We start from the raw sequence: 19814 nt of genomic DNA on the forward strand, positions 1-19814 counted from the left end.
AGGCGTTGTAGTCCCTGGCGGCGCTTGATCTTTGCCTAGCAGAGGCGCAAAGAGCCTCTATGCCCTCTGACCTGACCCAGAACAGACCCGGCCGCGCCATCGCTCTCAAGCTGGCAGCGGTTTTTCTCTTTATGGTGATGGCCGCCATCATCAAGGCCATCTCGGACGAAGTCCCGCCGGGCCAGGCCGTCTTCTTCAGATCGTTTTTCGCAATCCCCGTGATCACGCTCTGGCTCTGGCAAAGGGGCCAGCTGCGCTACGGTCTGATCCCGTCAAACCTGATGGGGCACGTCTGGCGCGGCCTCTTCGGCACAACAGCAATGGGCCTCACCTTTGCCGGGCTCGGCCTGCTGCCCCTGCCCGAAGTGACGGCAATCGGATATGCAACACCGATCTTTGCTGTGATTTTCGCAGCACTCTTCCTTGGGGAACACATCCGTCTGTTCAGATTGTCCGCTGTCGGGCTTGGCCTGATCGGGGTGCTCATCGTTATCGCCCCGCGCCTGAGTGTCGGCCCGGATTCTCTCTCGGCCGCGGCCACGGCGGGTGCGCTGATGGTTCTGGCCGCCTCTGTGCTGCGGGCGCTTGTGCAGATTCATGTGCGCAGGCTGGTTCAGACGGATCATACCGCGGCCATCGTCTTCTATTTCTCTGTGACCGCCAGCTGCATCGCGCTGCTCAGCATGCCGGTTGGTCTTGTGTCGGGCCACCCCGCACTGCTCTGGGTGGTGCCGCCGGGCTGGGTCGTTGGCCTGCTGATCTCGGCGGGCCTTGTGGGCGGCGTGGCCCAAATCATGGTCACCTCGTCGTATCGTTTTGGCGGCGCATCAATGCTGGCACCGTTTGACTACGCCTCCATGATTTTTGCAGGCATCATTGGGTATGTGGTCTTTGATGAAATCCCCACTGGCCCGATCATCATCGGTGCCGCGCTCGTGATTGCCGGTGGTGTCCTGATCATCTGGCGCGAACGGCAGCTGGGCCTCGACCGGAGCAAGTCAAAGCCCAACCAGACACCGACCGGCGCGCCTTGAACACGTCCTTTCCACGGCTACTTCCGGCGTATGGGAAAGACGCCGGACCAACGACCTGCAATTGCAGACATCACGACAGGTGCTGAGCTGCGCCGGTGGTACTGGCTGAAGCCGGAACTGGAAGAGCGCGCCAGAGCCTGTGGGGTGCGGCATACCGGCGGCAAATTCACAATTCTCGACAGGCTGGCGCATTTCCTGGACACCGGCGAGACACGCTGGCCCGGTGACAACCGCACGGCCCCAAAGTCGAAATTCGACTGGCACAGTGCCGAACTGACCCCCGAAACCATTATCACGGACAGTTACCGGAACTCACAGAATGTGCGCCGGTTTTTCAGGGAACACGCGGAACCGGGGTTTAAGTTCAACATCGCCTTCATGAACTGGATGAAGACCAATACAGGCAAAACGCTGGCTGACGCGGTCGTTGAATACCACCGCATGAAGGCCGAAGAAGCACAGCCCGGGTTTCAGTCAGAGATCGCGCACCACAATCAGTTCAATCAGTACACACGCGATTTTCTGGCCGACAATCCGCAGATGGGTATGAAAGAAGTACGCTATTTCTGGGCGCTGAAAAAAGCGCTGCCGTCAGACACCGGGCGGCATGTCTATGAACGGTCTGATCTGGACCTCTGACACCCGGGTTCAGCGCGCGTGGCAGGCCGACGCCTCAACAATCAACCCATCCGGACCAAAGCGCAGGGTTTCCGCAGCAAGGACATCTTTCTGGTTGCGGTAGGTGATCACCATCATCCCGTGCCCGTGCAGCACATCAACGACAACGAATGACAGATCAGGCTGCTGTTCCAGGGCCGCAGCCCAATAAGCCCGCAGCGCATCACGCCCAAAGACCTCTCCACGCCCGGTGAGGCGCATTGCCTTCTGAGAGCGAAAGACCACATCCGCGCTGTAATGGGCGAGGATGCGGTCCAGGTCATGGGAGTTCCAGCCGGCCTCCCATTCTTCTGCAAAGGCAGAATAGTCCACGCGGTTACGCGCGGACCAGTTTTTCGTAGCCTTCCGCGATGTCGCGCGTCAGGCTGCCAACCTCAAAGTTATACTCGCCGATCTGCCCGACCGGTGTGACCTCGGCCGCTGTTCCGGTTAGCCAGCACTGTTCAAATCCTTCGAGTTCTTCGGGCATGATGTGGCGTTCGTGCACCTTGATCTGGCGGTCTTTCAGCATGCCGATCACGGTCTGACGGGTGATGCCGTTGAGGAAGCAGTCCGGATCAGGCGTGTGCACTTCACCATCTTTGACAAAGAAAATATTGGCGCCGGTCGCCTCTGCCACATAGCCGCGATAGTCAAACATCATGGCATCAGAACAGCCTTTGGCCTCGGCCGCGTGTTTCGACATGGTGCAGATCATGTAAAGGCCTGCCGCCTTGGCGTGGCTGGGGATCGTTTCCGGGCTGGGGCGTTTCCACTTCGAGATGTCGAGCTTTGCGCCCTTCATCTTGGCGTCACCGTAGTAAGCGCCCCATTCCCAGGCCGCGATCGCCAGACGAACAGGATTACGCGCGGAGGCGACACCCATGTCCTCACCCGCACCGCGCCAGGCGATGGCCCGCACATACGCATCCTGAAGACCGGAGGCGGCCAGAACCTCGACTTTGGCGGCTTCGATCTCGTCCACAGTCCAGGGGATCTCAAAGTCAATCATCTCTGCCGAGCGCTTCAGGCGTTCCGAATGCTCGCGGCTTTTGAAGATTTTGCCGTTATAGGCCCGCTCGCCCTCAAACACCGAAGAAGCATAGTGCATAGCATGAGTCAGAATGTGGACGTTCGCCTCGCGCCAGTCGATCATCTGGCCATCCATCCAGATCGTTCCGTCACGGTCGTTGTATGCACCCGCCATCTCATTTCCTTCCCGCGGTTAGCCTAAAATTTTCGATTGTTGCGCAATATACGTCCGATACGGACATAAAATTGCGCAAAACCTGCGATTCGATAGCCCTTCACACTTGGAATGTCAACAAGACTGACGTATGCTGTAACAAACCTGATACGTCAAAGCGGGGACGACATCATGGCTGAGGGACAGGCACCAGCCGGCTATCGCAATGAAAACCTTCTGTTTCTGACAGACGAGCAGCTGCGCCAGGGGATCGAGGCAATGTTCTTTGCCTACCGTGGTTTCACAGCTGATCCGGACCGCATCCTGTCTGACATGGCCTATGGGCGGGCGCATCACCGCGCGGTGCACTTTATCAATCGTGCGCCCGGCACGACCGTCAATAATCTGCTCAACATCCTTGGTGTCACAAAGCAGTCTCTGAACCGTGTCTTGCGCACGCTGATTGAGGATGGTCTGGTGGAAAGCAGAGTTGGCAAGGCCGACAAACGCGAACGGCACCTGTTTCTGACAGATGAAGGCAAAGCGCTGGAACAGAAACTGTCAGATGCTCAGCGCGCCAGGATGCGCATGGCCTTCCGTGACGCGGGCCCGGACGCAGTTGCGGGTTTCCGGCGGGTGCTGGAGGCCATGATGGATAAAGAAATGCGGTTCGCCTACACAAGACTGAAAGATAACACCCCATGAGCGACTTTGACGCCCATCTGCTGATCATTGATGACGACGAACGCATCCGGACGCTGCTGCAGAAGTTCCTGATCCGGAATGGGTTCCTCGTGACCTCCGCGCGGGATGCGGCCCACGCGCGGCGTATTCTGTCCGGTCTCGACTTTGATCTGATCGTCATGGATGTGATGATGCCGGGCGAGGACGGTCTGGCCCTGACCCGCGCGATCCGCGAAGACAACGCCGTGCCCATCCTGCTGCTCACGGCCAAGGGTGAAACCGGCAACCGGATCGAAGGGCTGGAGGCAGGCGCGGATGACTACCTGCCCAAACCCTTTGAGCCACGCGAACTGCTGTTGCGCATCAATGCCATCCTGCGCCGCGTGCCCGATGCACCCGCAGACGAGGCCACGCCCAAGGTCCTGACACTCGGCCCGATCCGCTATGACATGGAACGCGGCGAGATGTGGCGCGGCGAAGAGCTTGTGCGCCTGACAGCAACCGAAGTGCTGCTGATGAAGATTTTCTCCGGTAACTGTAACGAGCCGATCAGCCGCGCACGCCTCGTTGAGGAACTCGGCCGGGATCGCGGGCAGGCCCAGGAACGTGCAGTTGACGTGCAGATCACCCGGCTGCGCCGCAAGATCGAGGCCGACCCGAAACAGCCGCGCTATCTGCAGACCGTGCGCGGCGCAGGCTACATGCTGGCCCCTGAATAGCGCGCTGGTCATGCTCTGGCGCGCGCGCGCATTCCCAGGTATATGTGCGGCAGAAACGACATCCGGATATTCACCATGGCAGACACCCCCGTTGCAGAAATGAGTTTTGAGGACGCGATGGCCGAGCTTGAAAAAGTGCTGGGCCAGCTTGAACGCGGGGATGTGGCACTGGACGAGAGCATCGCGCTCTACGAGCGTGGCGCGGCCCTCAAAGCGCGGTGCGAGACCAAGCTGAAAGAGGCCGAGGAAAAGGTCGCGGCCATCACGCTGGACGGCGAGGGCCAGCCCACCGGGACAAAACCTGTCGAAGGGCTCTGAGGTGTTTGAGACCCGGCTGAGCGCTGCCGCGCAGGCAGTGCAGGCGTCATTTGACGATGTTCTGACCAGGCTGCCCCGGGTTCCTGTCGTGGATGCGATGGCACATGCGGTAAACGGTGGCAAAAGGCTGCGCGGGTTTCTGGTGCTGGAAAGCGCCCGCCTGCACGACATTCCCGCCGAACAGGCCATCTGGCCCGCCACCGCCATCGAGGCGCTGCATGCCTACAGCCTGGTACACGACGATCTGCCCTGCATGGATGATGACGACCTGAGGCGCGGGCAGCCGACCGTTCACAAAAAGTGGGACGAGGCCACCGCCGTGCTGGCGGGTGATGCGCTGCAGACGCTCGCCTTTGAACTGGTCAGCCGACCGGATTGCAGCTCCGATGCAAGCGTCCGTGCGGATCTTGCCCTGACGCTGGCGCAGGCCAGTGGCGCGCAGGGCATGGTGCTGGGCCAGGCGCTCGACATTGCCGCTGAAACAAGCGCCACACCCCTGACACTGGATGAAATCACCAACCTGCAGCGCGGCAAAACCGGGGCCCTGATCGAATGGTCGGCCATGGCCGGTGCGCGGCTGGCCCGAGCCGATACGGGCCCGCTGCACCGCTACGCCCGCGCGCTGGGTCTGGCCTTTCAGATCGCCGATGATCTGCTGGACGTGACCGGCGACAGCGCTACCGTCGGCAAGGCGGTTGGCAAAGACGCCGATGCAGGCAAGGCAACATTTGTCTCGCTGCTGGGTGTGGACGGTGCGCGCACACGGGCCGCCGCGCTGGTGGACGAGGCCTGCGACAGCCTGGCAGGTTACGCCGACCGCGCGGACACCCTAAAAGAGGCTGCCCGCTTTGTCGTGACGCGGAAACACTGAGGAACCGGACATGGCCGACAGACCCGACACACCGATGCTGGACAGGATCGCGCGCCCTGCCGATCTGAAAGGTCTGAGCGACCGCGAATTGCGGCAGGTCGCGGATGAACTGCGGTCTGAGACGATCTCTGCGGTGTCCGTCACCGGTGGCCATCTGGGCGCAGGTCTGGGCGTTGTCGAGCTGACCGTGGCGCTGCACGCAGTGTTTGATACCCCGCGGGACAAAGTGATCTGGGATGTGGGGCACCAGTGTTACCCGCATAAAATCCTGACAGGTCGCCGCGACCGCATCCGGACGCTGCGCATGAAAGATGGCCTGAGCGGTTTTACCAAACGCAGCGAAAGCCCCTATGACCCCTTTGGCGCGGCACATAGTTCGACGTCGATCTCTGCTGCTTTGGGCTTTGCCACAGCGCGCGATCTGGGCGGCGTCGTGCCCGAAGGTCTGGGGGACGCCATTGCGGTGATCGGCGATGGCTCGATGTCTGCCGGCATGGCTTACGAGGCCATGAACAACGCGGGCCACCTGAAAAAACGCCTCATTGTCATTCTGAACGACAACGAGATGTCGATTGCCCCGCCCGTTGGTGCCATGTCGTCTTACCTCAGCCGCCTTTATGCCGAAGAGCCGTTCCAGGACCTGAAAGCCGCTGCAAAAGGGGCGGTCAGCCTGCTGCCCGAGCCCTTCCGCGAAGGGGCCAAACGCGCCAAGGATGTGCTCAAGGGCATGGCCGTCGGCAATACGCTTTTTGAACAGCTGGGCTTTTCATATCTGGGGCCGATCGACGGGCACGATATGGACCAGCTGCTGCCTGTTCTGCGCACCGTGAAATCGCGGGCCACCGGGCCCATTCTGATCCATGTGCTGACCAAAAAGGGCAAGGGCTACGCTCCCGCCGAAACCGCGCGTGACAAAGGCCACGCCACCGCGAAATTCGATGTGGTCACGGGAGAGCAGAAAAAAGCACCCTCCAACGCGCCGAGCTATACAAAGGTCTTTGCAGAAAGCCTGCTGCAGGAAGCCGCGGGTGACGACAAAATCTGCGCTGTGACCGCGGCCATGCCCGACGGGACCGGTCTGAACCTCTTTGCGGAACGCTACCCCTGCCGGTGTTTTGACGTCGGCATCGCTGAACAGCATGGCGTGACCTTCTCTGCCGCACTGGCTGCGGGCGGGATGAAGCCCTTCTGCGCGATGTATTCCACGTTCCTGCAGCGCGGCTATGACCAGGTGGTGCATGACGTCGCGATCCAGCGCCTGCCGGTCCGGTTCGCCATCGACCGCGCGGGACTTGTGGGGGCAGATGGTGCCACGCATGCGGGTTCCTTTGACATCGGCTATCTGAGCAACCTGCCCGGGTTCGTCGTGATGGCCGCCGCCGATGAGGCGGAGCTGAAACACATGGTAGCCACCGCCGCCGCGCATGATGACGGCCCGATTGCCTTCCGCTTCCCGCGCGGCGAAGGCAACGGTGTCGACATGCCCGAACGGGGCGAGGTGCTGGAAATCGGCAAAGGCCGGATCATTGCGGCCGGTGCGCGCGTCGCCCTACTATCCTTTGGCACGCGCCTGTCCGAGACAGAGAAAGCCGCCGAAGCGCTGCGCGCGCGTGGCATCACGCCGACCATCGCCGATGCCCGTTTTGCCAAACCGCTGGACCGGGATCTTATCCTGCAGCTGGCGGCAGACCATGAGGCCCTGATCACCATCGAAGAGGGTGCAGTGGGAGGATTTGGCAGCCACGTTTCCCAGCTTCTGGCGGACGAGGGTGTCTTCGACAGCGGCCTGAAGTTCCGCTCGATGGTCCTGCCCGATATCTTCATTGATCAGGCCAGCCCGGCGGACATGTACTCGGTCGCGGGTATGAACGCCGCCGACATCGAAAGCAAAGTGCTGTCTGTACTGGGGATCGCCCAGATCGGCGAAGCGCGGGCCTAGGTTTCCTGCGCCAGCATCTGCTGCAGGCCGGTGCGGTAATCAGGATACATCAGCTCAACCCCCAGCTCATTGAGGATGAGGTCGTTGCTGACTTTCTTGCTCTCGGCATAAAAGCTGCGCGCCATAGGCGTCATGTCCGCCTCTTCAAAGTTCACCGCCGGCGGCAGGGGCACATCCAGCAGTTCCGCCGCATAGGCCAGAACATCCTGCGGCGGCGCCGGGTCATTGTCGCATACGTTGTAAATCGCACCCGGACGCGGGCGTTGCATCGACGCTTCAAGCACCTGCGCGATGTCATCAACATGAATGCGCGAAAAAACCTGACCTTTTTTGATGATCCGCCGGGCAGTACCGTTCCGCACTTTGGCAAACGGCCCACGCCCCGGGCCATAAATGCCTGCGAGCCGGAAGATATGCAGCGGCAGACCGGGAATGGCCTGCCAGGCCGCTTCGGCCTCGACCCGCGCCTGACCGCGTTTGGTCGCCGGTGTCAGGGCTGCGGTCTCATCGACCCAGCCGCCCTGATGGTCTCCGTAGACACCCGTGGTGGACAGATACCCGGCCCATTCAAAGCCACTGGCCGCCGCCGCAACTGCTTCGCGGCACTCCGCCAGAACCGGATCCCCGTCCGGACCCGGGCCCGCCGAAATCAGCAGCGCGTCTGCAGCACCGAGACAGTCCGACAGATCAGCGCCCGGCCAGATCAGCGGTTCAACACCCGTCTGCCGGATCGCGTCCGCTTTTTCCTCAGAACGCGTTGTGCCGATCACGCGCCAGCCCTGCGGCACCAGCCGGGCCGCCAGAGCGCGGGCACTGAACCCATGCCCGAGAGAAAGAAGCGTTTTACTCATGACAGGAAAGTGGCCCCCACCGTGGCCCTGCGCAAGCCCTGATCAGCGCCCCTTCCAGACCGGATCACGTTTTTCTGCAAAAGCACGCGCACCTTCCAGCTGATCCTCGGAGGCATAAAGGCGGTCAACAGTGGCCAGCTGCCGTCCGGTGATCCGGTTCATCGCATCCTGGAACTTCGCATCCTCTGCATCCCGCACGATCTCCTTGATCGCCGCGTAAACCAGCGGCGGGCCCGATGCGAGCAGGTCTGCCAGCGCGCGCACCCGTGTCATCAGATCTGCGGCAGGCACGATTTCATTCACCAGCCCCCAGTGTTTTGCCTCCGTGGCATCAAACCACCGGCCGGTCAGCAACAGTTCCATCGCGATGTGATAGGGAATGCGTTTCGGCAGTTTCACAGATGCCGCATCCGCAACAGTGCCGGAGCGTATTTCGGGCAGCGCAAACTGTGCATGATCGGCTGCAATGATCATATCCGCGCTCAGCGCAAGCTCCAGCCCCCCACCACAGGCGATCCCGTTCACTGCTGCGATCACCGGCTTGTTGAGATCGCGCAACTCCTGCAGGCCGCCAAAGCCTCCGACCCCGTAGTCACCGTCCACCGCATCACCATCGGCCGCCGCCTTCAGATCCCAGCCGGGACAGAAAAACTTCTCCCCCGCGCCGGTGATCACTGCAACGCGCAGGTCAGGGTTGTCCCGGAACCCTGCGAACACCTCGCCCATGCGGCGTGACGTCACCAGATCGATCGCATTGGCCTTAGGCCGGTCCAGTGTCACCTCCAGGATCGCCCCCCGGGTTTCTGTTCTGATCGGATCCATTGTCACTCCTGTGCGTTATTTTCCGGTGCCAGTACGATCAGCGCATCCGCTGCGACAGCAGCAGTTTCCGTACAGATCAGCGGGTTGATCTCAGCTTCGCCGATCCGGTCCGCCAGCGCAATCACAGCATCCTGCAGCGCCATCACCGCCGCGACGACGGCATCCACATCCGCCGCCGGCCTGCCCCGGTATCCCTGCAGCAACGGCCAGCACCGCAGGCCACGCAGCGCATCATGCACCTGGTGCGCGGTCACCGGCAGCAGCAGCGAGGTGCGGTCTTGCAGGATCTCCGTCATCACCCCGCCGGCTGCAAGCGACAGCACAAACCCATGCGCCTCATCCCGCATCACCCCGATCAGCAGTTCGGCAACCGCACCGCTGACCATCTCTTCGATCAGCCAGGACGCACCGCCCATTTCCTGCATGGCGCCTTCCAGCGCCGCATGCTGCAATCCAAGCCGCACACCGCCACTGTCGGATTTATGCGCCGACCCTTCGGACTTGAGAACCAGCGGTGCTGCCAACTCTCTGGCCACCTGCGCGGGATCGTCCTGCGGCAGACACCGCACATGAAGCGGCACTGCCATCCCATGCTGTGCAAGCACCTGTTTTGCCTCCGCTTCCGTCAGCACACCACCTGCCCGATCCACACCGGCAGTCAATGGCGCAGCATCCTGCGGCGCCCTCACAGCCGCTGCTGCCTCCGCCGCCTGTACAGCCTCCGTCAGGCCGAAGAGCGGGATCACACCACCCTGCATCAGGCGCGCCGCCACATCTTCCGGCATCAGCTCCGGCAGTGTCGCCACAACCGCAACGGGGCAGTCTCCGGCCTGTCGTACCGCGATGGCTGCTTCGGTTGCGCTCACCCAGTCCGTCGCATCCGTGTGCGGGTAATCCACAATGATCAGCAACAAACCAATGTGACCCGCAGCCATCGGCGCCCATGCCGCTGTCATCCGTTCTGCATCGCCCCAGATATACGTGTGATAATCCAGTGGATTGGCCAGGGCGACCATCGGACCAAGCGCGCGCCCGAGCGCGTCTCTCTGCGCCTCGTCCAGCCCCGGGAAAAAGACATCCCGGCCCTCAGCCGTATCCGCGATCAGGCTGGCCTCGCCACCAGAACAGGAAATAGATGCCAGGGCGCCCGACCGCAATGGACCGGCACTGTGCAGCACTTTCAGTGTTTCCAGAAATGTCGGCAGGTCCCTGATCCTCGGAATCCCAAGATGATCCAGCAGCGCCTGCGCACCCGCGTCACTTCCGGCAAGCGATGCGGTATGCGACACCGTGGCCTGCCGCGCCTGCTCGGACGCCCCCGCTTTCAGCGCAACCAGCGGCACACCCTGCGCCCGCGCCCGCTGTGCAACGCGGTGCCAGGCGACAGGATCACCAAAGCCTTCGATATGCAGCCCGATCGCTGTCACGCGCGGATCATCCAGCAGACCCATTGCAATATCCGCCTGCGTCGTCTGAGCCATATTTCCGCAGGTCACAACCATGCCCAGCGGCAGGGCGCGCTTCTGCATCGTCAGATTGATCGCAATGTTCGAGCTCTGGGTCAGAATGGCAACACCGCGCTCACAGCGCTCACAGCCATGCTGATCCGGCCACAAAAGCGCGCCATCAAAGGCATTGATGAACCCATAACAATTGGGGCCCAGCACCGGCATATCACCCGCTGCCTCGGTCAATGCCACCTGCAGATCACCCGCCGCCGCATCCTCACCCACAGCTTCGGAAAACCCGGAGGCAAAACAGACAGCACCCCCCGCCCCCATCGCAGACAGTGCCCGGACCACATCAACCGTCTGATGGCGGTTGACACCAATGAACACCGCATCGGGCACCCCGGGCAAATCCGCCAGACCGCCCAAGGCCGGCACCCCCTCAACGGGATCAGGACGCGGATGAACGCGCCAGACGTCGCCATCGAAGCCCATCCGTTTCAGCTGCCGGAGAACCTGACGACACCAGCCGCCACCGCCGATCACCGCAACAGACCGCGGGCGCAGCAGACGCGACAGATCACGCTGCATCACGGCACCCTGCATCTTCTGGCCCCAAATATCCTCGCCGAAGGCCCAAAGACTCAGGCTCCCAGCGCCCGCAACACATCACGGCTGATGATATGACGCTGAATCTCGCTGGTCCCGTCCCAGATCCGCTCAACCCGCGCATCCCGCCAGAACCGCTCCAGCGGATAGTCATCCATCAGACCCATACCACCATGCACCTGAATGGCCGCATCCGTGACCCGCGCCAGCATCTCAGAAGCGAAAAGCTTGGCACTCGCGATCTCACGGTTCGCAGGCAGGTCCCTGTCCAGCCGGTCGGCCGACGCCAGCGTCAGCAGATCAGCCGCATCAATCTCGGTGATCATATCCGCAAGCTGGAAACTCACGCCCTGAAATTTCCCGATCTTCTGACCGAATTGCTCCCGCTCGGCCGCGTAATTCAGCGCATAATCAAACACGCGCCGTGCCCGGCCCACCGACATGGCGGCAACGGTGATGCGTGTGGCATAGAGCCATGTGTTCATCACCTCGAACCCACCGTCCACCTCGCCCAGCACCTGCGCGTCCGGCAACCGGCAGTCATCAAATTCCAGGATCATGTTCTTATAGCCGCGATGGCTGACGGACTTATAACCGTCCCGGATCGTGAAGCCGGACGTGCCCCGATCCACAAGAAACGCGGTGATCCGCTTTTTCGGGCCGCGCGGCGTCTGATCCTCTCCGGTGGCAATGAACACGATAATGAAATCAGCGTGCTCCGCGCCCGAAATGAAATGCTTGCTTCCGTTCACCACCCAGTCGTCGCCATCGCGCACCGCCGAACACTTCATGCCCCGCACGTCCGACCCCGCACCGGGTTCGGTCATCGCTAGCGCATCCATCTTCTCGCCCCGCACCGCGGGCATCAGATAGCGTTCCACCTGATCCCCCTCGCAGGCCATCAGAATGTTCTGCGGACGCCCGAAGAAGTGATTGAGCGCCATCGACCCCCGCCCCAGCTCGCGCTCCACAATGGCAAATTCCAGATGGTTCAGCCCCGCACAACCAACACTTTCCGGGAAATTGCAGGCGTAAAACCCTAAATCGATGGTCTTTTGCTTAATGTCCTGCGCGATCTCATCAGGCACTTTGCCGGTGCGCTCAACCAGCTCTTCATGCGGGTAAATCTCGTTTTCGACAAAACTGCGGACCGTCTCCGCAATCATCTGATGTTCATCAGAAAGCCCGTAGAGCATTTATCTCTTCCTTGCCTGCAGACGCGCCTTCATGGCCGCTTTGCCTGCGTCCGTGCCGTCATGGAACGAACCGAAAAGCTTGTCCCAGGGTACATCCAGATTGCCGTAGTTGACCTCAAAATACCGGTGGTGCAGCTGGTGATGAAAATTCCCCAGATGCATCCTTTTTCTGTTCCGGAACAAAAGCCCCTCAAAGCCCGTATGCGAGGTGATCGCCAGCAGCCCGTAAAACATCAGATGGAAAATCAGATGCACCGGATGCGTGGGCAGCACAAAATGGATGATCACCGTACCGAAATAAAAGAGATGCTCCACCGGATGCATCGAGAGCCCCGACCAGGGTCCGATATCCGTGTTGCGGTGATGCAGCGCGTGAAAACGGTAAAACAGATCGGTGTGCAGCAGCCGGTGAATCCAGTAGAAATAGAAGCTCTCCCAGACCGGGATCAGGAAAAAGAAGGCCACAAACCAGACCGGTGTCTCAGCAAATGTCGTGACCGGCACAATGCCATTGGCCATGCACCACCAGATAAGCACCTCCAGCGCGGACCAGACCGTCACGCCCGAGGCCAGCGTCCAGACCATATTGTCCAGCACCTGATCATTCAGCGTGAACATCCGCCCTTTGCGCGGAAAGGGGCGCGGGTCGTATTTCAGCTCCTGGCCCTGCAGCGCATACCTGTGGAACCACAGATGCAGCGTGCCTGCGACAACTGTGACAATCACCAGGTTCCGCACCCAGATCATCGCGATCCAGCCTGGTGCAAGCGCCGCCGTCTGATCCAGCGACGGGCTCGCCACCTTCCAGGCGGCAAAGGCGAGCGCCAGAATGGCCATGTTGATGGTCAGAAAAAACCAGCTGTCGGCGTACCATTTCAGTGCCGCAAGCGGCCGGGGCGGCCATTGCCAGAGCGGCGAGACCTCAATCGCACCGTCGGGGCGGTGGTTCCATTCCTGTCGTGTGCTCATGTGTACATCTGCTTTTTGCGGGCACGGGTTTGTGCGGTGGCCTGTTCTGAACCGTCATGGAACGAACCGAACCAGCGGTCCCAGGGCATCTCGACCGTGCCGTAGTTACATTCAAAATACCGGTGGTGCAGCTGGTGGAAAAAATCCCCCATCTTCGCCCGTTCGCGGTCCCGGACCACCAGCTGATCGAAACCCGAATGGGAAAACACCGGGTGCACCGACTGCATGTAGCCGTGAAACAGCACGTGCACCGGATGGCTGGGCACCACCAGGTGGATCAGGAAGTTCGTGTAGAACAGAAAATGCTCAACCGGGTGCATCGAAATCCCCGACCAGGGACCCACATTGACATTCCGGTGATGCAGCGCATGGGCGATTTTATACAGCGCCGGAACATGCAGCAGGCGGTGCACCCAATAGAAATGAAAGCTCGACCAGATCACCAGAAACGGGAACATCAGCACAAACCAGACCGGGTTTTCCGGGAACAGAAACGCCGGGGCCCAACCGTTGGCCATGGCCCAGAACACCAGCCATTGCGCAATGGTCCACTGTGTGACGCCACTGGCCAGCGACCAGAACATGTTGTCCAGCACCTGGTTGCGGAAGGTAAAAGACCCGTTGTCCCGGGCCAGATCGCGCGGGTCGTATTTGGTCCGTTTGTCCTGCGCCCGCCAGTGATAGAGCCACATATGCAGCCCGCCCGCACAGATCAGCATCGGCAGCAGGTTCGCCAGCCAGACGCGGAACATCCAGCCCTGAGCGAATGCCTGCATCTCGCCCAGCGCAGGCAGCATTGCAAACCAGACCGCCACCGACACCACCACCGTCAGCGTGGTCGTCGAGATCGCCAGCCAGTAGGCAGCGTACCATTTCAGTACGGCACGTGGACGGGGCGGCCAGGCAAACAGCGGGTTGTTCGCGACAGCCCGGCCCGGATGGTAATGCCAGCGCGCCGTCTCGCCGCCGGCATCAAAATCAGCTGGCATAGGGCGAGCCTTCCTCATCGAGGATCGCCTTCAGTTCGGCCAGATGCCGGATGTCCTGTTCCGGGTACTGTTCGATCTCCTGCGCGGTTTTCTCGGCAATCGCGTCGGGCAGCACGCGCAGCGGTTTGCCGGTCTGCAGTGCGATCATGTAGGTCTGGCAGGCACGCTCAAAATAAAAGAGCCGGTTAAAGGTCTCGGCCACCGTATCGCCGATGATCATGATGCCGTGGTTGCCCATCACCATCACCTTCTTTTTCGGATCATCAAAGAGCTGCGCACAGCGCTCGCCCTCTTCCTCAAACGCCAGCCCGCCATAGTTCTCGTCAATCACCACGCGGTCAAAGAACATCGCGGCGTTCTGGTCCACCGGCGGCAGACGGCTGTCTGCCAGCGAGGCAAGTGCCGTGGCATAGGGCGAATGCACATGCATCGCACAACGCGCGTGCGGGCAGTGCCGGTGCAGCCCGCCGTGCAGACCCCAGGCGGTCGGATCCGGCGCATCCGGCCCTTCCAGCGTGTCGGGATCATTGGCATCCACCACGATCAGATCACTCGCTTTGATCCGCGAGAAATGCATCTGGTTCGGGTTCATCAGAAAACGGGTGCCGTCATCATTGATCGCCAGGCTGAAATGGTTCGCCACCGCCTCGTGCATGTTCAGCCGGACGGTCCAGCGGAAGGCCGCAGCCATATCCACGCGTTCCTGCCAGTTTTCCATGTTCGGGCGCATTTCTGTGACGGACATGCCGGTTCCTCCATTCAGCCGCGCATATCTCACCACGCACCTGCCCCGCTTGACCAACGAAAAAAACACAAGCTATGCATTAGCTGAACTTATGCATGGGTTATGAATGTCCGAACTACCGCCCCTGAACTGGCTGCGCGCATTTGAAGCCTCAGCCCGGAACCTGAGCTTCACCGGCGCTGCCCGGGACCTCAACATGACGCAGAGCGCCGTCTCCCAGCAGATCAAATCGCTGGAGGCATTTCTGGGCCGGCCGCTCTTTCACCGCCGGGTTCGGGCGCTGGAGCTGACGCAGACCGGGATCAGCTATCTGCCCGTGGTCCGCGACGCCTTCCGGACGCTGGCTCATGGCACCCGCGCGCTGACCCGCAACGAAAACGATGTGCTGCATATCCAGTGCAACCTGACGTTTGCGATTCACTGGCTCGCCCCGCGCCTGCCCGAATTCCGTGCCCTGCACCCCGGCGTCCAGCTGAACATCGCCACCGAACTCTGGGAACCAAGGGACATCGTGGAAAGCGCCGATGTCGAAATCCGCTATTCCCTGCGGCCGTCGGACCGGGTCTATGCCGAACTTCTGGCGACCGATCACTATTATCCGGTCTGTGCGCCAGGCTACGCGGTCTCGATGGACCATCTGGCAAAGCACCCGCTCTATGACTGCTCCAACATGATGGGCACCTGGACCGTCTGGGCCGAAGAACAGGGGATGGCCTGGCCGGATCCGCCGGTGACCTACGCCACCACCTATTCCGTCGCTCTGTCCGTTGCGATGAGTGGCGGCGGGCTGGCCCTCGGTCACGATGCCATTGCGCGCGGGCTGATCGACAGGGACCATCTCATCACGCCCTTTGCCCATCGCGCGGTGATGCAGGAGGCCTATTACCTGATCCAGAGCCCCCGGGCACAGGACATGCCCGCCGCCCGCGCCTTTACCGACTGGCTCCGCCGCGAGGTTGCCGCGTTCTACAGCGGGCGGCTGGGCACCCAGGCATAGCCATCGTCGCACAGGATGTAGCATTCGCGCAGACCATGCGGTTTGTCCGTTGGCGCCTGCAGCACCATAAAGCCCAGCGCCTCGGCCCGTGCCGCCGCCCGATCCGGATCAATGTCGTAAAAACGGATCTCAATGCCTGCACCGCGCGGCGGATTTTCCGGCAGGATGCTCAAAAGCGGGTTCGAGGCATAAGTGCCGTCGCTGTGCAGCTGGAACATCTCCGTCCCGCTGGTGATAATCGCAAAGTCATCGCTCAGGCGATGCACGCCCACATCAAAGACAGCCTCAAGAAAGCCGCTGGTCGCCCGAACATCGCGCACCAGAAGGTTCAGCCCGATGCCGCGCAGGGATTTGCCGAAATCCTCTGCCGAGACCGTTTCATAATCCATTCTGCCGGCTCCCCGCTTGAACATCGCCCGGACCCGTGTCAATCAGGGACATGACGCATGTTCCTTTTCCCTCCTGGCCCGATACCGCTGCAGAACTGATTGCCGTTGCAACAGGACGGTCCCCCGCGGACACGATCATCAAAGGCGGCGCCTGGGTCAACGTCCATACGCGCGAAATTCTTCAAAATCACGACATCGCCATTGTAGCGGGCCGCATTGCCTGCGTCGTGCCGGACGCCGGCTACTGCACCGGGCCAGACACTGAAATCGTCGATGCGGCCGGCAGGTATATGATCCCCGGCCTCTGCGACGGACATATGCATATCGAATCCGGCATGCTCACACCGGCGGAATTTGCCCGTGCAGTAATCCCGCACGGCACGACATCTATGTTCACCGACCCGCATGAAATCGCGAACGTACTGGGCCTCGACGGCGTGCGGATGATGCACGACGAGGCGCTTCTGCAACCGGTGAACATCTTTACCCAGATGCCCTCCTGCGCGCCCTCCGCGCCGGGTATGGAAACCACTGGCTATGAAATCACCCCCGACGACGTGGCCGAGGCGATGACCTGGCCCGGCATCATCGGTCTGGGCGAGATGATGAACTTTCCGGGCGTCTCGAACGCCGATCAGAAAATGCTGGCCGAAATGGCTGCTACCCAGAACGCCGGTAAAACCGTGGGCGGGCACTATGCCTCGCCCGACCTTGGCCCGGCCTTCGCGGGCTATGTCGCGGGCGGACCGGCGGACGATCACGAAGGCACCTGCGAGGCGGATGCCATCGCCCGTATGCGGCAGGGCATGCGCTCTATGATCCGGCTGGGCTCCGCCTGGTATGACGTTGAAAGCCAGATCACAGCGATCATCGAAAAGGGCCTCGATCCGCGCAACATGATCCTGTGCACCGATGACTGCCATTCCGGCACGCTTATCAATGACGGGCACATGAACCGCGTCCTGCGCCACGCCATCGACTGCGGCTGTGATCCGCTGGTGGCGCTGCAGATGGCGACGATCAACACCGCCACCCATTTCGGGCTGGAACGCGAGATCGGCAGCCTCACACCGGGGCGCCGCGCCGATGTGATCCTGACATCCGATCTGAAAACACTGCCCATTGAACAGGTATTCGCCCGTGGAAAGCTGGTCGCCGAAAACGGTACCTGTCTGGTGGACTGCCCGCACTATGACTGGCCGCAGCGCGCGCGCCAGACGGTACATATGGGCAAAGAACTTTCAGCAGATGACTTTGCCATCACAGCGCCCAAAGGTGCCAATGCCGTCACCGCCAATGTGATCGGCGTCGTTGAAAACCAGGCGCCGACCCGCGCGCTGAAATTCGAACTGCCGGTCACCGAAGGCCGCGTTCAGGCCACCGGAGAGGTCTGCCAGATCGCGCTGGTGGAACGCCACCGCGCCACAGGGCAGGTCACCAACGCCTTTGTCTCCGGCTTCGGCTACGAGGGGCCGATGGCCATGGCCTCGACCGTGGCGCATGACAGTCACCATATGATCGTTGTCGGCACAGACGCGGACAACATGGCCCTTGCGGCCAATCGTCTGGGCGAGGTCGGTGGCGGTATCGTCCTTTACAAAGACGGCGAGGAGCTGGCCCTGGTTGACCTGCCGATCGCCGGTCTGATGTCCGACAGCCCGGCGGCCGACGTCGCCGCCAAAGCAGACCGGATGATGGATGCGATGCGTGCCTGCGGCTGCACCCTGAACAACGCTTACATGCAGCATTCGCTGCTGGCCCTCGTGGTTATCCCCGAACTGCGTATCTCCGACCTGGGACTGGTCGATGTGCGCACCTTTGAATTCATTCCTGTACTGGAACCCGTATCATGAACGACATACTCACCCCCGCGGCACTGCCCGCAGAAGAATTCCGTGACGCAAAGGCCGCTGTGGCCCGTCTCGAAGAACTTTACACCCAGGCTACTGAATTCCTGTGCCGCCACTTTGTTGAGACAATGGCTTCCGGCGCGCCCGGCGCACGGGTCCGGGCCTTTTACCCGCAGGTCGCCTTCAGCACCTCAAGCTATGCCCAGGTCGACACCCGGCTCAGCTTTGGCCATGTCTCCACGCCCGGCAGTTATGCGGCCACAATCACCAGGCCCGATCTCTTCCGCGCCTATCTGACCCAGCAGATTGATCTGCTGATCTGCAACCATGACCAGCCGGTGATCATCGGCCCGTCGACAACACCGATCCCCGTGCATTTCGCCGTTGCGAGCGATCCGAACATCACCGTGCCCCAGGAAGGTGCCGCGGATTTCACCCTGCGGGATGTCTTTGACGTGCCGGACCTCGCCACGACCAACGACGATATCGTCAACGGCACCTACAAACCGGCGGACGGCGTGGGCGCACTTGCCCCCTTCACCGCGCAGCGGGTGGATTATTCGCTGGCCCGGCTGTCCCATTATACAGCGACCGATGCGGACCATTTCCAGAACCACGTTCTGTTCACGAACTATCAGTTCTATGTCTCCGAATTCGAGGCCTATGCACGCGCGCAGCTGGATGATCCAGGCTCGGGTTACACAGCCTTTGTCTCCACCGGCAATGCCATCATCACACGCGGTGATGAACCGCTGGCACCGGCTGACAAAACCCCGCAGATGCCGACCTATCACCTCAAACGCGAAGATGGCTCCGGCATCACGCTGGTGAACATCGGCGTTGGCCCGTCGAACGCGAAAACGGCCACCGACCACATCGCAGTGCTGCGCCCGCATGCCTGGCTGATGGTTGGCCACTGTGCCGGCCTGCGCAACAGCCAGGCCCTGGGCGATTTTGTTCTGGCCCATGCTTACCTGCGCGAAGATCACGTCCTGGACGACGACCTGCCGGTCTGGGTGCCGATCCCGGCGCTGGCGGAGATTCAGATTGCGCTCGAACAGGCCGTGGCACAGGTGACCGCCTTCGAAGGCTACGAGCTGAAACGCATCATGCGCACCGGCACCGTTGCCACCATCGACAACCGGAACTGGGAACTGCGTGACCAGTCCGGCCCCGTGCAGCGCCTGAGCCAGTCGCGCGCTGTGGCGCTCGATATGGAAAGCGCCACGATCGCCGCAAACGGCTACCGTTTCCGGGTGCCCTACGGCACGCTGCTCTGTGTGTCGGACAAGCCGCTTCATGGCGAGCTGAAGCTGCCCGGAATGGCCTCAGACTTCTATAAAACACAGGTCGCACGCCATCTGATGATCGGAATTCAGGCCATGGAACAGCTGCGCGGGATGCCGCTGGAACGCATCCACAGCAGGAAATTGCGCTCTTTCGAGGAAACTGCCTTCCTCTGACGGCGGATTTCCCCAAAATTCGGCGAAAATTGCGATGTTTTTCGTTAATTTTCACTACTAATCGTTGTGTTTGATCAC

The 19814-nt window shown here is 61.3% G+C and carries 20 protein-coding genes; 10 read left to right on the forward strand and 10 right to left on the reverse strand.

Annotated elements, in window-relative coordinates; translation table 11 throughout:
- The first annotated feature begins 59 nt into the window (after nt 1–59).
- Both AB4K19_RS16060 and AB4K19_RS16065 read left to right on the forward strand, forming a co-directional pair.
- The gene (locus AB4K19_RS16060; protein ID WP_375229290.1) at nt 60–1034 is read left to right on the forward strand and encodes a DMT family transporter; all 975 of its coding nucleotides are present in this window, start codon (nt 60–62) and stop codon (nt 1032–1034) included.
- Between the two features lie 30 nt (nt 1035–1064).
- On the forward strand, nt 1065–1673 hold the full coding sequence (locus tag AB4K19_RS16065) for a DUF6434 domain-containing protein (RefSeq protein WP_375229291.1): 609 nt from the start codon (nt 1065–1067) through the stop codon (nt 1671–1673).
- A 9-nt stretch (nt 1674–1682) separates the two neighbouring features.
- Here the strand turns inward: AB4K19_RS16065 and AB4K19_RS16070 are convergent, their stop codons facing one another.
- Nucleotides 1683–2024 carry a YybH family protein gene (locus AB4K19_RS16070; RefSeq protein WP_375229292.1) on the reverse strand — a complete coding sequence of 114 codons (342 nt, stop codon included), beginning with the start codon at nt 2022–2024 and terminating at the stop codon, nt 1683–1685.
- Nucleotides 2025–2028: 4 nt separating this feature from the next.
- Nucleotides 2029–2898, reverse strand: coding sequence for a branched-chain amino acid aminotransferase (locus tag AB4K19_RS16075; RefSeq protein WP_375229293.1), 870 nt, complete (start codon nt 2896–2898; stop codon nt 2029–2031).
- A gap of 171 nt (nt 2899–3069) precedes the next feature.
- On the opposite strand from AB4K19_RS16075, the gene AB4K19_RS16080 reads away from it, so the two are divergent.
- The 5 genes from AB4K19_RS16080 (at nt 3070) to dxs (ending at nt 7408) form a co-directional block, all read left to right on the forward strand.
- A complete protein-coding gene (locus tag AB4K19_RS16080; RefSeq protein ID WP_375229294.1) occupies nt 3070–3582 on the forward strand; it encodes a MarR family winged helix-turn-helix transcriptional regulator in 513 nt (170 codons plus the stop codon).
- Nucleotides 3579–4280: a response regulator gene (locus AB4K19_RS16085; protein ID WP_436398306.1), complete on the forward strand. Its 702-nt coding sequence runs from the start codon at nt 3579–3581 to the stop codon at nt 4278–4280. Before AB4K19_RS16080 ends, AB4K19_RS16085 begins: the two co-directional genes overlap by 4 nt.
- Nucleotides 4281–4355: 75 nt before the next feature.
- Nucleotides 4356–4598 carry an exodeoxyribonuclease VII small subunit gene (locus AB4K19_RS16090; RefSeq protein WP_375229295.1) on the forward strand — a complete coding sequence of 81 codons (243 nt, stop codon included), beginning with the start codon at nt 4356–4358 and terminating at the stop codon, nt 4596–4598.
- A gap of 1 nt (nt 4599) precedes the next feature.
- Nucleotides 4600–5469, forward strand: a complete 870-nt coding sequence (locus AB4K19_RS16095; protein ID WP_375229296.1) for a polyprenyl synthetase family protein — start codon at nt 4600–4602, stop codon at nt 5467–5469.
- 10 nt (nt 5470–5479) lie between these two features.
- Nucleotides 5480–7408 carry a 1-deoxy-D-xylulose-5-phosphate synthase gene (gene dxs / locus AB4K19_RS16100; RefSeq protein WP_375229297.1) on the forward strand — a complete coding sequence of 643 codons (1929 nt, stop codon included), beginning with the start codon at nt 5480–5482 and terminating at the stop codon, nt 7406–7408.
- Here dxs and AB4K19_RS16105 read toward each other — a convergent pair.
- Genes AB4K19_RS16105 through AB4K19_RS16135 form a run of 7 tightly spaced genes read right to left on the reverse strand, consistent with a single transcriptional unit; the run spans nt 7405 to nt 15037 of the window.
- The gene (locus AB4K19_RS16105) at nt 7405–8259 is read right to left on the reverse strand and encodes an SDR family oxidoreductase (RefSeq protein WP_436398307.1); all 855 of its coding nucleotides are present in this window, start codon (nt 8257–8259) and stop codon (nt 7405–7407) included. The genes dxs and AB4K19_RS16105 overlap by 4 nt on opposite strands.
- Before the next feature lie 42 nt (nt 8260–8301).
- Entirely contained in the window at nt 8302–9081 is a 780-nt protein-coding gene (locus AB4K19_RS16110; RefSeq protein ID WP_375229299.1) for a carnitinyl-CoA dehydratase, read from the reverse strand.
- 2 nt (nt 9082–9083) lie between these two features.
- A complete protein-coding gene (locus tag AB4K19_RS16115; protein WP_436398309.1) occupies nt 9084–11135 on the reverse strand; it encodes an acetate--CoA ligase family protein in 2052 nt (683 codons plus the stop codon).
- Between the two features lie 38 nt (nt 11136–11173).
- Nucleotides 11174–12334 (reverse strand): acyl-CoA dehydrogenase family protein, encoded by a 1161-nt coding sequence (locus tag AB4K19_RS16120; protein ID WP_375229301.1) that lies wholly within the window; start codon nt 12332–12334, stop codon nt 11174–11176.
- Nucleotides 12335–13303 carry a sterol desaturase family protein gene (locus AB4K19_RS16125; protein WP_375229302.1) on the reverse strand — a complete coding sequence of 323 codons (969 nt, stop codon included), beginning with the start codon at nt 13301–13303 and terminating at the stop codon, nt 12335–12337.
- Nucleotides 13300–14292: a sterol desaturase family protein gene (locus AB4K19_RS16130; RefSeq protein WP_375229303.1), complete on the reverse strand. Its 993-nt coding sequence runs from the start codon at nt 14290–14292 to the stop codon at nt 13300–13302. Before AB4K19_RS16130 ends, AB4K19_RS16125 begins: the two co-directional genes overlap by 4 nt.
- A complete protein-coding gene (locus tag AB4K19_RS16135) occupies nt 14282–15037 on the reverse strand; it encodes a class II aldolase and adducin N-terminal domain-containing protein (RefSeq protein ID WP_375229304.1) in 756 nt (251 codons plus the stop codon). The genes AB4K19_RS16130 and AB4K19_RS16135 overlap by 11 nt, the downstream gene beginning before the upstream one ends.
- 106 nt (nt 15038–15143) lie before the next feature.
- Here AB4K19_RS16135 and AB4K19_RS16140 point away from each other — a divergent pair, with 106 nt between their 5' ends.
- Complete coding sequence (locus AB4K19_RS16140) at nt 15144–16034, forward strand: LysR substrate-binding domain-containing protein (protein WP_375229305.1); 891 nt, start codon at nt 15144–15146, stop codon at nt 16032–16034.
- On the opposite strand, the gene AB4K19_RS16145 is transcribed toward AB4K19_RS16140, so the two are convergent.
- Entirely contained in the window at nt 16004–16423 is a 420-nt protein-coding gene (locus AB4K19_RS16145; protein WP_375229306.1) for a VOC family protein, read from the reverse strand. The two genes, AB4K19_RS16140 and AB4K19_RS16145, sit on opposite strands and share 31 nt — an antisense overlap.
- A 50-nt stretch (nt 16424–16473) precedes the next feature.
- Between AB4K19_RS16145 and ade the strand changes: the two genes are divergently transcribed.
- Together ade and AB4K19_RS16155 are read left to right on the forward strand one after the other, a co-directional pair.
- Nucleotides 16474–18276: an adenine deaminase gene (gene ade, locus AB4K19_RS16150; RefSeq protein WP_436398310.1), complete on the forward strand. Its 1803-nt coding sequence runs from the start codon at nt 16474–16476 to the stop codon at nt 18274–18276.
- Nucleotides 18273–19736: an AMP nucleosidase gene (locus tag AB4K19_RS16155; RefSeq protein WP_375229307.1), complete on the forward strand. Its 1464-nt coding sequence runs from the start codon at nt 18273–18275 to the stop codon at nt 19734–19736. The genes ade and AB4K19_RS16155 overlap by 4 nt, the downstream gene beginning before the upstream one ends.
- The last annotated feature ends 78 nt before the right edge of the window (nt 19737–19814 follow it).

This window comes from Roseobacter phycocola, from assembly GCF_042055075.2.
GTDB lineage: Bacteria > Pseudomonadota > Alphaproteobacteria > Rhodobacterales > Rhodobacteraceae > Roseobacter.

What these genes read in the sequence shown, in the direction of transcription:
- AB4K19_RS16060 (WP_375229290.1), top strand. Translation starts at nt 60, where the DNA reads ATGCCCTCTGACCTGACCCAGAACAGACCCGGCCGCGCCATCGCTCTC.
- AB4K19_RS16065 (WP_375229291.1), top strand. Translation starts at nt 1,065, where the DNA reads ATGGGAAAGACGCCGGACCAACGACCTGCAATTGCAGACATCACGACA.
- AB4K19_RS16075 (WP_375229293.1), bottom strand. Translation starts at nt 2,898, where the DNA reads ATGGCGGGTGCATACAACGACCGTGACGGAACGATCTGGATGGATGGC.
- AB4K19_RS16080 (WP_375229294.1), top strand. Translation starts at nt 3,070, where the DNA reads ATGGCTGAGGGACAGGCACCAGCCGGCTATCGCAATGAAAACCTTCTG.
- AB4K19_RS16085 (WP_436398306.1), top strand. Translation starts at nt 3,579, where the DNA reads ATGAGCGACTTTGACGCCCATCTGCTGATCATTGATGACGACGAACGC.
- AB4K19_RS16090 (WP_375229295.1), top strand. Translation starts at nt 4,356, where the DNA reads ATGGCAGACACCCCCGTTGCAGAAATGAGTTTTGAGGACGCGATGGCC.
- dxs (WP_375229297.1), top strand. Translation starts at nt 5,480, where the DNA reads ATGGCCGACAGACCCGACACACCGATGCTGGACAGGATCGCGCGCCCT.
- AB4K19_RS16105 (WP_436398307.1), bottom strand. Translation starts at nt 8,259, where the DNA reads ATGAGTAAAACGCTTCTTTCTCTCGGGCATGGGTTCAGTGCCCGCGCT.
- AB4K19_RS16110 (WP_375229299.1), bottom strand. Translation starts at nt 9,081, where the DNA reads ATGGATCCGATCAGAACAGAAACCCGGGGGGCGATCCTGGAGGTGACA.
- AB4K19_RS16115 (WP_436398309.1), bottom strand. Translation starts at nt 11,135, where the DNA reads ATGCAGGGTGCCGTGATGCAGCGTGATCTGTCGCGTCTGCTGCGCCCG.
- AB4K19_RS16120 (WP_375229301.1), bottom strand. Translation starts at nt 12,334, where the DNA reads ATGCTCTACGGGCTTTCTGATGAACATCAGATGATTGCGGAGACGGTC.
- AB4K19_RS16125 (WP_375229302.1), bottom strand. Translation starts at nt 13,303, where the DNA reads ATGAGCACACGACAGGAATGGAACCACCGCCCCGACGGTGCGATTGAG.
- AB4K19_RS16130 (WP_375229303.1), bottom strand. Translation starts at nt 14,292, where the DNA reads ATGCCAGCTGATTTTGATGCCGGCGGCGAGACGGCGCGCTGGCATTAC.
- AB4K19_RS16135 (WP_375229304.1), bottom strand. Translation starts at nt 15,037, where the DNA reads ATGTCCGTCACAGAAATGCGCCCGAACATGGAAAACTGGCAGGAACGC.
- AB4K19_RS16140 (WP_375229305.1), top strand. Translation starts at nt 15,144, where the DNA reads ATGTCCGAACTACCGCCCCTGAACTGGCTGCGCGCATTTGAAGCCTCA.
- AB4K19_RS16145 (WP_375229306.1), bottom strand. Translation starts at nt 16,423, where the DNA reads ATGGATTATGAAACGGTCTCGGCAGAGGATTTCGGCAAATCCCTGCGC.
- ade (WP_436398310.1), top strand. Translation starts at nt 16,474, where the DNA reads ATGACGCATGTTCCTTTTCCCTCCTGGCCCGATACCGCTGCAGAACTG.
- AB4K19_RS16155 (WP_375229307.1), top strand. Translation starts at nt 18,273, where the DNA reads ATGAACGACATACTCACCCCCGCGGCACTGCCCGCAGAAGAATTCCGT.